The 12,835-nt window shown below is 64.9% G+C and carries 8 protein-coding genes; 3 read left to right on the top strand and 5 right to left on the bottom strand.

The genetic code is table 11. The features are described 5' to 3' along the window. Nucleotides 1-611: 611 nt before the first annotated feature. Both PMI40_RS11860 and PMI40_RS11855 read left to right on the top strand, forming a co-directional pair. Nucleotides 612-1,130, top strand: coding sequence for a fimbrial protein (locus PMI40_RS11860; protein ID WP_008115531.1), 519 nt, complete (start codon nt 612-614; stop codon nt 1,128-1,130). Nucleotides 1,131-1,291: 161 nt separating this feature from the next. Continuing rightward, complete coding sequence (locus PMI40_RS11855; protein ID WP_008115529.1) at nt 1,292-2,026, top strand: hypothetical protein; 735 nt, start codon at nt 1,292-1,294, stop codon at nt 2,024-2,026. 491 nt (nt 2,027-2,517) lie between these two features. Here PMI40_RS11855 and PMI40_RS11850 read toward each other — a convergent pair whose 3' ends face one another. From PMI40_RS11850 to PMI40_RS11830, 5 genes are all read right to left on the bottom strand, one after another. Beyond that, nucleotides 2,518-3,501 carry a porin gene (locus PMI40_RS11850; protein WP_008115527.1) on the bottom strand — a complete coding sequence of 328 codons (984 nt, stop codon included), beginning with the start codon at nt 3,499-3,501 and terminating at the stop codon, nt 2,518-2,520. Nucleotides 3,502-4,167: 666 nt separating this feature from the next. After that, entirely contained in the window at nt 4,168-5,535 is a 1,368-nt protein-coding gene (locus PMI40_RS11845) for a PLP-dependent aminotransferase family protein (RefSeq protein WP_238540937.1), read from the bottom strand. A gap of 250 nt (nt 5,536-5,785) precedes the next feature. Beyond that, complete coding sequence (locus PMI40_RS11840) at nt 5,786-6,184, bottom strand: hypothetical protein (RefSeq protein WP_008115522.1); 399 nt, start codon at nt 6,182-6,184, stop codon at nt 5,786-5,788. A gap of 56 nt (nt 6,185-6,240) precedes the next feature. Then, the gene (locus tag PMI40_RS11835) at nt 6,241-9,225 is read right to left on the bottom strand and encodes a filamentous hemagglutinin N-terminal domain-containing protein (protein WP_008115520.1); all 2,985 of its coding nucleotides are present in this window, start codon (nt 9,223-9,225) and stop codon (nt 6,241-6,243) included. Nucleotides 9,226-9,259: 34 nt separating this feature from the next. After that, a complete protein-coding gene (locus PMI40_RS11830; protein WP_157221510.1) occupies nt 9,260-10,984 on the bottom strand; it encodes a ShlB/FhaC/HecB family hemolysin secretion/activation protein in 1,725 nt (574 codons plus the stop codon). Nucleotides 10,985-11,453: 469 nt separating this feature from the next. Between PMI40_RS11830 and PMI40_RS11825 the strand changes: the two genes are divergently transcribed. Beyond that, complete coding sequence (locus PMI40_RS11825) at nt 11,454-12,605, top strand: esterase-like activity of phytase family protein (RefSeq protein ID WP_008115515.1); 1,152 nt, start codon at nt 11,454-11,456, stop codon at nt 12,603-12,605. Nucleotides 12,606-12,835 lie beyond the last annotated feature (230 nt).

Here is a 12,835-nt window from a genome sequence, read left to right as displayed (position 1 = left end):
ATAAGCCAGCTCCCACTGGTTCTTTCGACCGCCTTCGGGCGGTTTTTTTACGGCGGATGGTTTCAATCGAAACATTCGGCTGGAGTGCTGAAACAAGCGTGAAACCGCCGATCGGCATGATGTCTACATGGCCAGACGCATACCGCAGGCCCTCTTCAAAGGAAGAACATCATGATCCACGACATGCTCCTCACCGTCCTCCATCCGTTCATCCAGATCGCCGGCCGCACAGTGGGCGCGGCCGAACATCTCGGCCATTATGTCGGGCTGCTCTGATCAACTGTCATTACCTCGCATTCTCCCTTTTGCCGCCTTCGGGTGGCTTTTTTGCGTTTTCCACCGTCATTCATTGCGCACCTTGGATGCCGCAACAGAGCGGAAAAGTCGGGCATCTTTCGAGACTTTTCTCATATTTTATGAATCATCGAATCGATAAGATGGCTACAAGTGATGACAACAACGGATGCCCAAGCCAAGCAAGTCGAGAGCGTCTTTTGCGAGCCGTCACCACAGAAACCCCATGCGCCTGGCAGGCAGCTTGCGATGCAAGACCAAGCCGGAGCGACAAGGGCCTCGCCATTGACCTGTGTATTCTCTATTAGGAGTTTTCCATGAAATCGATCGTGATCTCTTCCCTGGTTGCTGCCCTGTTGTCGCCTGCCATGGTCTTCGCCGCTGACGGCACCATCAACTTCACCGGTTCGGTGGTCGCCAGCACCTGCACCTACGGCGCCTCCGGCAAGTCGCAGACCGTGGCCCTGCCGCGCGTGAGTGCGTCGGCCCTGAGCGCCGCCAATACCACCGCGGGCGATACGGCCTTCGACGTGCAACTGGAAAATTGCGGATCGACTTCCAAGGACGTGGCCATCAGGCTCGAAGGCGGCGCTTTCGATGCTGCCACCGGCAATCTGAAGAACACCGCCACCACCGGCGCCGCGACCAATGTGATGGTGCAAGTGGCTGACCGCAATACCAATACCGCCATCCGCGCACCGGGTAATACGGCCGTCGTCCAGTCGACCACGGACGGCAAGGCGACGATTCCGCTGTTGGCCAAGTACGTGGCCACCGGCCCGGCCACCGCCGGCAGCGTGACCAGCGCGGTGAATTTCTCTATCGTCTATCCATAAGCCAGCTCCCACTGGTTCCTTCGACCGCCTCCAGGCGGTTTTTTTGTATCTGCAGCCCGCCGGGATCGCCGGGCCCGCAGGCCCGGCGGGCCGCGTCGGGCAGGAACCCGGATCGGCAACATCGCCACTCATGACTGTCCAACGTCCACTGCAATGACATCATGAAAGCCAGCGCCCCATCGAGTCATCCATTCGATATGCAGATTCCGAGCGAATCACCCGAACCGGCACGCCGTTTGCCGGTGGCTGCCGGCTACCGGCGTCCACCTCACCGCAATGCGGTGCCACGTCAATTGATACAACAGCAACTGCTGCGCGAGGCGCTCTATCCCGGGCAGGTAAGGGCGGTCGTCGAGCAGCTCCTCAGCGGCCAGGATCGGGGGCGGGAGCTGCCGCCGCAAGCGGTGATCCAGGTCGCCCGGCATATCGACGCCAATCGCAGGGCAGGGCGTCAGGCGTTGCCGCTGGTCACGCTGCAGGAGCTTCATGCCGCAGCCGAGGACGCGGCCCATCCGCTGCAGCACGATGCCAGGTTGTTGCTCGCCACCGCGCTTGGTGCCGGTGAGCTGCCACTGCACGAATGGCTGGCCGCCTACCTGAAAAAGGACTTCGAGCTGGATGGAGAGATTGCCGCGCAACCCGACAGCCGGACATACAACTCTCACCTCCCGTCTATTGCGTTGCGCGCACAGGACTACGGCACGGTGGGGCGCACGCTCATGACGCTGGGCGCGGCCCACCTGTTTGCCAGCGACCTGCAGCCAGGCCGGGAGCAACGCCTGTCATCGGTGATGTGGTCGTTCGACAAATGCCCGCAGGGACATCCGTCCCGCAAGACTTTCATGGCGTTTTACATGGACGATCCGCTGGAAAGCGGCAACGCCTATGAGAAGTGATGCCGACCGGCGTCACTGCGGATTTCAAGTGAAACATTCAGGCACGCTGCTGCAATGCTGCTGTAACCGGGCGCGGGCAAGATGCAATCAACCCGGATGCATCACCCCACGACCCGGGTATTTGCCAGGAGAATGACATGCCCTACCTGTTCCAACTTGCCTATGAGCTGACCCACATGAGCATCCCCACCGCGGTGGCCGGCCTGTTCGTCAAGGTGATCTGAGATCGTCACGTATCGATAAGGGAAAGAGCAATGAGCTATCTACAGTTGCTGCATGCCGGGCCGTTGGCGGAATATCTGCACTATCTCGAGCGGCTGCTTCCTTTTGCGCCGTACTAGCTGTCCGGTAGCGGCGCGGCGCAAAAAAATCCGGCCGTGCCATGGCACGCCGGACCAAAGCCGTGATCCGTTCGCATCAAATCACCGCTGGCACTGCGGGTGACGGCCGGCTCAAGGCCGCCACCCCCTCAAGATGTCAAATGAGTTGCATCAGAACTTGTGACGGATACCGACGTTGAACAGGTTATCGGCGGCGCCGTTACGCGTGACGCGATAGTTGATGTTGTAGTTGTTGGACAGGCGCGACCAGCTGGTATACAGGTTGGTGCGCTTGGACAGCATGTGGCTGTAGCCCAGTGCGATCTGCGTTGCGTCGCGATGTGCGGCGAACTTGTCGTACTTGTGCATGACCGAGGTCATGATCACGTCGGCCGCGCTGAGGTTGATGTTCAGGCCGACCAGCGCATCGCGCGTGTCCAGTGTGCCGACACCCTTGTTGATGGCATAGGCGACGAACGGTTGCAACAGGCCGAAGTTGTAGTTGCCGCCCAACAGCGTGGTCTTGGCGGCATCGGTGCCGGTGGCGTTCTTGGTGTTCTGGTGCGTCAGCACCACCGCCACGGGACCTGCGGCATAGCCGATGGCGCCGGCGACGGTACGGTTCGCGCTGGTGCTGCCGGCGACTTCGCCGAAGCTGTAGGCCGCCTGGCCGTTGATGCCGTTCTGTGCCGCGAAGCTGTAGTTGACGGTGTTGTCGGTACGGCTGCCACCATAGTTGAAGATACGTGCGGAGTCGCCGGCCAGCGTATCACCGAACGGGTCGAACACGGCCGCGTTGGAATACACCACGGTCTGGGTGCGTCCCAGCTTGACTTCGCCAAAGCCGCCCGACAGGCTGACGTACGACTGGCGATTGAACAGTACGCCGGCGGTCGACTGGGCACCGGTGTCGGCGTTGAAGCCGGCTTCCAGCACGAAGTTGGCCTTGAGGCCGCCACCCAGGTCTTCGGTACCCTTGAAACCGACCCGGCTGCCGCTCTGGTTGCCGCTGTCCATGCCCAGGTACGTACCGGAACCAGCGTTCTCGACCTTCAAGCCCATGTCGACCACGCCGTAGATGGTGACGCTGCTTTGTGCACACGCGGCACCGGTGACGGTAGCGAGAGCGGCAAATGCCAGTATTGACTTCTTCATTGATGACCCCTTTAGATTGAACAGCATGTAAAAGCACTTTGGTGCAAGGTTCCTGGCCGCCCCCGGCGGCAGGGATCCATCCGGTGCCACGGCCGCTTCGGCCAGCCCGTTTTTCATGGATGAACGCATGGTAGTGAGCGTGACGACATGCAGCGGTAGACAGAGCCAGGGAAAACCGGCATGGCTGTACTGGTGGGAATTCGATACACGTTTCGATCAGCGACCCGCGTATACGTGCGGGGTGTCGGCGCCGACGTCGATGCGGGCGCCCGGCTGCGGCCCGACGTCGATCATCGACAGGGCAGCAGTGCCCCCGCGGCGTGCGTGAGCGTATCGATACGGGAGGCTCTCTGTTAGAGAAAATCGAGGGCAGCCAGCAGTACAGATGCGCACAGGACCGGAAGAAGCAGCCTGTGGGGCAGCCGTATTTCTTCGTGCCCGAGTGGTGGCGGTACAACAAAAAATATTCCGTGCGCACGGGACCTGGAAAAGCCAGGGCGCCCGCGCCGGAGCCTGCTCAACACAGCGATCCCGACGATGCACCCGGGCGATGCGCGCCGCACCTGAAACGCGCGCGTATGCACCATGTCGACCTGTTTTCCAGGGCATGGAAAAAGAAATCCAGAGATCGTGGCGGGGCGCTGCCTGGCCGGCACGCCGCCTGGTTCAGGCGTGGGCCGGCGGGCAGACACCGGCCAGGAACCTGGCCAAGGCCGGCTCGCCGCTATAGGCCACGTTGAGCCTGAACCATGGCGTTGCCTGCAGGTTGTTGCGAAATACCTTGCCCGGCGCGATCAGGATGCCGGCCGCGGCGGCGCTGCGCCAGATGTCTTCGGAGTCGTCGATGGCCGGGTGTCGGGCCCAGACGAACTTGCCACCGAGCGGGCGACAGAACAACTCGAAGCCGGCGCCTTCGAGCAGGTCGCAGGCGACCTGCTGGCTGTCGGCCAGGCGAAACCGCAGTCGCTCGACGCTACGCCGGTACTGGCCTGCCGTGAGCGCGTGATATACCAGGCGCTCATCGATCTGGCTGCCGGTGATGCTGGCCACCATCTTCACGTTGGACAGTTCGCGCACCAGTTCGGCCGCGCCGGCGATGAAACCGACCCGGGTGGCCGAGGACAGGGTCTTGGAGAAACTGCCCACATACAGCACTCGCGACAGCTGGTCGAGCGTGGCGATGCGCGGCAGCTGCACACCCAGCATGTCGCAATAGACGTCGTTCTCGACGATGCGAAAATCGAACTGCTCGGCCAGCTTCAGCAAGCGGTGCGCATTGGCCGGCGAGATGCAGGACCCGGTCGGCGCGTGCAGCATCGACTGGGTAAACATCATGACTGGCCGATGTTCGCGCGCCAGGGCGTCGAGCCGGTCCAGGTCTGGCCCGTCCGGCAGGCGTGGCAACGGGATCGGGCGGATGCCGTACTGGTGCAGGTTGCTGAACAGGTTGAAGTAGCCGGGGTCGTCCACCAGCACTTTGTCGCCGCGTCGCAGCAGGTGGCGCATGACCAGGTCCGCGGCCTGCGAGGCGCCATTGGTCAGCAGGACCTGGTCGCTTTGGGTATGGATGCCCAGGCCCAGCAGCTTGCCCTGCAGCAGGCTGCGCAAGGGACTGTAGCCGTACGGGTCGCCATACTGGCCGAGGTTGGAGTCGACCTTCGCCGCCAGGGCCTTGAGGCCGCTCTTGATCAGGTCGCCATCGATCCAATCCGACGGCATGCGGCCGCTGCTGGCGCACAGTCGTTGCTGGGGTAGCGTGAAGTGCGAGCGCAGTTGCCAAAGATGGTCGGGTTCGCGATCGTCATCGTTCTGGGCCGGCCGGGTGCCATAGTCGTGCGGGCTGGTGATGAAGAAGCCGCTACGCGGACGCGACTGGAAATAGCCCTGGGCGACCAGCCGATCGTAGGCTTGCGCCACCGTATGGGCGCTGATGTGGTGGTCGCGCGCAAAGCTGCGGATGGACATCGCCCGACTGCCGTCGCGCACGACATCGTCATCGATGAGCTTCTTCATCTGTTCGACGATCTGTTCCACCAACGAGAGTCCTGATTCTCCCGAGATCCTGACGAGAACCATGAATTCCCTTATGCGTATTGTCCAGACCTGGCCATTGCCGTGTCGGCGCCAGGGCCCGGCGGTATCGGCGCCGGGATCGGGCCGATGGCGCCAGGCCAGGCCGTCGCATCAGCGCCCGGTCGGCGCGCAGCCGGGGTTGTCAGCTATTTGCAAGGTTCGTGCCATGCCGGCGATGCCGCTCCCGTGGAGGGCGCTCGATGTCGGGCACTCAGTTGGCGCGGCGAAACGAGAATTGCGAGTAATGCTGCGCCAGCAGTTGCAGCATTTCCGGTTCGGTCAGGGGAGGGCCGTCGACCTTGATGCGGGCCGGAAAGAACGTGCAGCGCTGCGGCTCGATCTTGCCCGACAGGATCGGACTGGCGGCAATGGCGGCCGTGACCGCATAGGGAAAGATGGCGTCGGTGTGGACCAGGTCCGACTTCATCACCAGTCCGGCGCGGATCTGGGTCACCGCCGAATTGTCGGCGATGCAGACCACATACACGTTGTGTATGTTGCCATAGACCTCGGGTTCGACCTGGTAGGTGCAATGCGTGGCCGATTGGTCTGCCTCGAAGAGGCAGTCCAGCAGTGGCATGGCAAAGGCGGCTGAAAATACTGATGCCATTTGATTCTCCTTTTCAAGTCGTGGCGGGCGCCTGTCGATCAGGCCGCCGCTGGTGTTCAGAACGTTTCGGCCAGGCCCTGCGGCAGCCGGATGCCGCCGCCGACGATGCGCAGCAACAGCTCGCCACCGTGGGCCAGGTCGCCGCCCTGCGGCAGCAGCGCCACCGGTGCGTTATAGGATTCGCCACGCGCGGCCGGGGTGGCTGCGGCGGCTGCCGCGGTGACCTGCACTGGCACTGGCGCCGGGGCGCGCAGCGTCAGGGTGCCCTCGGCGTAGCGCAGCACATAGTTGCTCGAGCCCAGTCCCGATATGCTGATCCGGTACTGGCCGGCCTGGCTGGCGCCCTGGGCGTTGCCGCCGTAGACCAGCGACCCGGTCAGCGACGCCGCGCTGTCGCCGCCGACCAGGCCGCTGTATGTCACGCCGTTGCCTCCGCTCCACGCAACGTCGGCCGTGGCGCTGGCGTCGTTGGCGGTAACCGTCAGCGTGGCTGGCACGATGCGTACGCCGGCACCCGTGGTGGCGATGGCGATATCGTAGCCTTGCTGGCCGGAGTACAGGCCGCCCAGGCTGAGCGTGCCGGCGGCGGCAGTGTAGGTGCCTACATCGCGTGCGGCAGTGGTGTAGGCCAGGGCGCCCGACAGCAGCGCGCCATTGGAGGTGGTGTAGCCCAGTACGCCGCCGGTGGTGCCATCGTAGTCGCGCACGGCCGCCGTGGCGGTGACCGTGGTGGGGCGCAGGAAGCTGCGCAACAGCGGCAGCGTATTGCCGTCGTAGATGCGCCATATGCTGGTGCCGGTACTGTTGCCGATGTCCCAGCCGGCTGCCGCGAAGGTCGACGCCAGGCTGGCCTGGCCCGTGCTCAGGCCACGCGAGAGGCCATCGATGACGCCGTCGTTGCCGCCATAACCGACGCCGTTGGCGTCCAGCCAGAACGATGCGCTGATGCGGGACAGCGCACCGTTGTAGCCCACCAGTGCACCCTGGTAGTCGATCGCTGCATGTACCGCCCCGCTGGCGTAGCTGTTGGAGATGAGCGAGCCCGACACGTTGTAGCCTGCCAGGCCGCCCACGTATTGGTTGCCGCTGACGCTGCCCGACGCATAGCTGTTGCTGACCATGCCGCTGCTCGAGCCCACCAGGCCGCCCACGTAGGCGGTGCCGTTGACCGTGCCGCTGCCCACCGAATCGACGATCTGGCCGGAACTGGCGCCGGCCACGCCGCCGACATTGGTCACGCCCGAGACGGTGGCATCGTTGATGATGTGCTCGCTGCGGGTGTAGTTCTGTCCGATCACACCGCCGACGTTGTTGCCACCGGCCACGGTGCCGGTCACGCGCACGTTATAGAGTTCGCCGTAGCTGCTGCCGACGGCGCCGCCGACATTCTCGTTGCCGCTGATGTCGACCTCGGCCAGGTTCAGGTTGCGCACCATGCTGCCGCCGCTGGTGTAGCCGATGAAGCCGACCGCATTGGTCGAGGGGCGTTGTATCGTCAGGCCCGACACGGTGTGCCCCAGGCCGTCGAAGATGCCGCGGAACTCGGCGCCCCAGGCGCCCAGCGGCACGAAGCCCAGGCCGCCGTTCCAGCTGGCGGTGGCGCTTGCATCGATATTGCTGCCCAGTGCGAAGTAGCGGGTGGTGACATTGTCCAGGCTGGCGTTGACGGCCTGCAGCGCCGCCAGGTCGTTGATGACGGTATAGCTGTTGCCGCCGATGGCCAGGCTCGGATTGCTGCCCGACAGGGTGATGGCGGCGTCGCTGACGGTGAAGCGCCCCGATCCGCTGGCGGCGCTGCCGCCATTGGCAGTGTTGGCGTTGATGACCAGTCCGGCATGGTTGCCGGTGGCGGTGATATCGGCCTGCACCTTGACGTCGTTGGCCGCCGTCAGTGTCAGCGTGGTGTCGGCGCTCCAGCCGACGCGGTCGGCGACCAGCAGGTCGCCGCGCCCGGCGCTGGCGCCGCTGCTGCTTTGCAGGACCACGTTGCTGCCGGCCAGGCTGGTGCTCAGGGCCGCACCGCTGATGTCGCCGCCGCTTGCCGCCACCGTGAAGTCGACCGGATCGATCAGCCAGGTGCCGGTGGCACCGTCGGCTGCGCGGGTGTTGACCTGCACGTCGTCGGCCACCTTGACGCGGGCGGCGCTGGTTTCGATGAAACCGCCATCGCCATCGCCAGTGGCGGCCGAGGCGTCGAGCGTACCGCCCACATTGACCTGGCCGTTGTGCATGTCGCCCAGCAGGACGATCTGGCCGTGACGCTGGCCAACGCTGCGCGCCTGGATCACCCCGGTATTGTTGACCACCGCCTGTGCCAGGGCGTCGGCCGCCTGCGCGCTCAACAGTACCGTGCCGCCGTCGGCGACGATCATCTGCCGGTTCTGCGCCAGGGCCTGGGCGGTGCCCTGGTCGATGCGCACCTGGAGCAGGCCGTCGCCATTGAAATCGAGCGTCATGGCGCTGCCGGCGGCCAGCGTGACGTTGCCCAGCCGTGCCGTGAGCGTGCCTTCGTTGCTGACCTGGCCGCCCAGCAGGGCGATGAAGCCGCCATCGTTGGCGGTGATGCGGCCGCGATTGGTGACGTTGCCGGCCGTGCCGCCGAAGCGCAAGCTGCCATTCATGAAATCCTGGTCCGACAGGTCCAGGGTCGACGCTACCAGGCCACCCACATTGACGCTGGCACCGGCGCCGAACAGGATGCCGTTGGGGTTGATCAGGAACACCCGGCCGTTGGCATTGAGCTGGCCCAGTATTTCGCTGGCACCGGTGCCCAGTACCCGGTTCAATGCGATGGCGTCGCGCGAGGGCTGGTTGAAGTTGACCGTTTCGCCGCTGCCGATGTTGAAGCCGTTCCAGTTGATGGCCAGCTTGTCGCTGCCCTGGTTGATGGTAGTGACGCTGCCGTTGCTGGCAATGTTGCCATTGCCGGCGCTGACGACACCGCCAACAGGGGCGGCGCCAGCGCCGGCTGCCACCAGCAGCAGGGCCAGCAGGGCGGGTTGGCCGGCGGCACGACCGGCGGGACGGAGGAGGCGAGGCATGGCGAGGTCCTGTTAGGGGTTGTCGGGAGGGGAGTCAGAAGCTATTGGCCAGCTGCAGCCACAGGCGCGGCAACTTGTCGGGTTCGGCCGTGGCGGCCGATCCGGTGCGCCAGGCCAGCGTGGCCTGTGCCCGAAATCCGTGCGGCAAGGTCCCGCGTGCGCCCAATCCGATCCCGGACAGGTTGCGCAGGTTGGCGCCGTCGGCCGCCAGCGGCGTGTGGTTCAGGCGTCCCCGTGCGCCGTCGGCGAAGGCGAACGCCTGCCACTGCGGGCCCAGCGCGCGCCGCAATTCGACATTGAGCATGAGCGCATCGTCGGCCGGCGCTTCGCCGGAGGGGTAGGCCCGCACCGCATAGGGGCCGCCCATGGAGAACTTTTGGGCCGAATCGAGGTTGCCGGTGGCATATTGGCCACTGAGCTGCAGCAGGCCTTCCCACTGCGATCCCAATGCCTGCAGGCGGGTCGCTTGCAGGCTGCCATGCGCGAAACGACCGGCAGTGCGGTGGCCGATGCGGTCTTCCTCGGAGGTGGCCTGGTCCAGGTGCAGGCGACCCAGGGTCATGCCCAGCAGTGCGCGGCTCTGCCCGCCTCCCAGCCAGCCGTCGGTGCTGTCCACCGTCAGCGCCGGGGTAGCGGCGTCGATGCGCTTGTTGCGACGCGAATCGATCAGTCCTACCCGGTCCTCGAAGCGCTTGGTTTCCAGGCGCAACTGCAGGCCGATGTTCAGGCGCCGGCTGCGTACCAGCGGATAGGCCAGCAGCACGGTGCCCAGCCGTGCATTGCCCGCCGCATCGAGCCGCGAGAAATCGGCACCCACCCGATACGCCATGGCCGCATACGATGCATTGATGGTGGCGCCACTGGCGCCCAGCGGTAACTGGTAAGCCAGGCGACCATAATTGAAGCCGTCGCCGGCGGTGATGGCGTTGAACTGCATCTGGTCGCCGATGCCCAGCAGGTTATTGAGCGCCAGGGCGGCGTTGGCATGGGTGGCACCGGTATAGCGGTTGCCGTGGTTGTCCAGGCTGACCTCGCCTGCGACCTGGCGTTCGTCGCTCACCTGTACTTCGAGGTCGGTGCTGCCCACCGAATTGCCCGGGGTCAGGGCCGAGCGCACCGCCACTCCCGGCAGGTCGTTGATCAGCAGCAGTTCGCGTTCGACCCGCGTGCCTGCCAGCGGCAAGCCGAGCCCGATCCGGTCCAGCCGTTGCCGCAGCACGGCGCTGTCCATGCGCGATGTGTTGTCGAGCCGGATCTCGCCCAGCCGTCCTTCCAGCACCAGCAACCGTACCAGGCCCTGGTCCAGCTGCTGGGCCGGCAGGTAGGCGCGGGCCAGCAGGAAACCATGCTCGCGATAGAACCGGGTGATGCGGGCGGCGGCCTGGTCCAGTGTGGCCAGGCTGCGCTCGGGGCCGATCAGGTCCTGCAACAGGCCGGCCAGCGATTCGGCCGAAAACGCCACTGCGCCTTCGATACGGAAACCGCTGACGGCAAACCTGTCGCCGCTGGCATCGGCCGGGACGGTCGGCGCGCCGGCGGGCGATTCCGGTGGCAGGCCCTGGCTGCCGGGCGCCACCAGTGGCACCACCGGGCGCAGGTCGCGTAGCAGTTCGCCAGCGCCCGGCAGGCTCTGGGCATGGGCCGCGGTGGCGGCCAGCCCGACCACCGGACCGATGACCCATAGCGTGCGCCGTGCACGCTGTCCAACCCCCACGCGCAAGCTTGCGCGCCACTGCTTTGTTGTTTTGAGTGAGGCCACCACGTCGCTTCCTTTTTTTTATCGCCCGGCGAGAATTCCGGGCTATCGACACTGCTGGTTTGTTAGGCCGACGCGGCGAGGCGTTGGCGTGAACGGACTTTAGGGCAATTCGCCGCACGAATGTCTCAACATTCCTCACTGCGTGGAACCGATGCAAAAGTGTCATCAGGGGCGGGCGGCGGGTTGGGCAGGGTCGGGTTGAACGTGTCGGGCGCCTGCCCGCGCGGCAGGTTGATGGGGAGCACGCGGCCGCATCGATCGTGTGCGGCGGGTTGCAATGGATGCGCCGCGATTCCTCCCTGAAACGGCCGCAGGGCAGGTTTGCGCGTCGGCGAAGCAGGGTTTTTTTCGGCCGTTCAGGGGCAGGTGGGAATGTTCAAATATGATGGTGGAAATACAGCGGCAATATGGAAGCGCTGGCAATGTCGCCGGCAACCCTTCCGAATTTGTCGTCCTACGGATAATGGCTATGAAATGGAAGTCTCGTTATCTGCGGCTGATACTCATGGCATGCTGCGTGTTGGCGGCGTGCGCCCAGGTCGCGCCGCAGGCCGCGGGTGTTCATCGGGTCGGCAGCCTGCGCCTGCTGGGCGAGCAGCGCATCGCGCTGAACCAGCCATTTCGCGACACCGTCATCGGTGGGCTGTCGGGCATCGACTACGACGCCACCACCGATACCTGGGTGGCGCAAAGCGATGATCGTTCCGAGATCAACCCGGCCCGTTTCTACGTGCTGCGCCTGCAATACGACCTGCAGGGTTTCCATCGACTGGCGGTGGATGATGTGCGCTTGTTCCGGCAGTCCGATGGTTCGCTCTATCCCGGCGCGGCCGAGCGTGGCAAGCGGGCGGGCGATATCCCGGACCTCGAATCGATCCGCATCGATCCCCGCGACGCCAGCATCTGGGTCACCAGCGAGGGCAGTCGTCACTTCGGCATGTCGCCGTGGGTGCGCCAGGCCGACCGCGACGGTAGATTCCTCGCACAGCTTGCCGGTGATGCCATGTTCGACGTCCACCCCGGGCAGAAGCGGGGTTCGCGCAACAACCTGTCGTTCGAGGGCCTCTCGTTTTCGGTCGACGGGCGTGACCTGTGGCTGGCGATGGAAGGCCCGCTGTATCAGGATGGCAAGCGGCCCACCCACAAGCACGGCGCGCCGGTGCGCATCAGCCGCATCAGCCGCGCTGGTACCATGCTGGCGCAATACGCCTACCTGCTCGATCCGATTCGCTTTGCTGCGGGCGGTCGCTACGCCGACAACGGCGTGTCCGAGATCCTGGCGGTGGACCAGCAGCGGTTGCTGGCGCTGGAGCGATCGGGGGTGCAGGGCAGCGATGGGGTGTTCGATTTTCATATCCGGCTCTACGAGATGGATCTCAGCCAGGCCAGCGATATCCGGGAGGTGGCGTCGCTCAAGACGGCCCCCGGCGTCATCCCTGCAGCCAAGCGCCTAGTGCTGGACTTCGACACGCTGGGCCTGGATCGCGTGGATAACCTCGAAGGCGTGGCATGGGGGCCGAAGCTGGCCAACGGCCACGATAGCCTGGTGTTCATTTCGGATAACAACTTCTTGCCCACGCAGGTGACCCAGGTGCTGGTGTTCGAGGTGCTGCCGCCCTGACGCGGCCAGCCGTTCGTGTCGGCGGTGCCGCCCGTGACCAGGCCGAACCGGGCAGGCGGAAATTTATGTGAGGATTGGCCCGTTCTTTTTCGGGTAACCTTTCGCTCCACGCGCCCGCCCATCACTGCACGGATTGCCCGCACCCATGATCAGAATCCAGCCCCGCCTGCTGCTTCGCCCGTTGCTTTGCCTGTTGAGCCTGCCGCTGGCGGTGGCCTGCTGCCACGCGG

It is taken from the genome of Herbaspirillum sp. YR522 (assembly GCF_000282575.1).
In the GTDB taxonomy this organism is placed as follows: domain Bacteria; phylum Pseudomonadota; class Gammaproteobacteria; order Burkholderiales; family Burkholderiaceae_D; genus Herbaspirillum.
Note: the sequence above shows the minus strand (reverse complement) of the source record. Positions and strands in the feature narration are given on the sequence as shown.

Coding starts and splice junctions, on each gene's coding strand:
- PMI40_RS11860 (WP_008115531.1), top strand. CDS start 612: ATGAAATCGATCGTGATCTCTTCCCTGGTTGCTGCCCTGTTGTCGCCT.
- PMI40_RS11855 (WP_008115529.1), top strand. CDS start 1,292: ATGAAAGCCAGCGCCCCATCGAGTCATCCATTCGATATGCAGATTCCG.
- PMI40_RS11850 (WP_008115527.1), bottom strand. CDS start 3,501: ATGAAGAAGTCAATACTGGCATTTGCCGCTCTCGCTACCGTCACCGGT.
- PMI40_RS11840 (WP_008115522.1), bottom strand. CDS start 6,184: ATGGCATCAGTATTTTCAGCCGCCTTTGCCATGCCACTGCTGGACTGC.
- PMI40_RS11835 (WP_008115520.1), bottom strand. CDS start 9,225: ATGCCTCGCCTCCTCCGTCCCGCCGGTCGTGCCGCCGGCCAACCCGCC.
- PMI40_RS11825 (WP_008115515.1), top strand. CDS start 11,454: ATGAAATGGAAGTCTCGTTATCTGCGGCTGATACTCATGGCATGCTGC.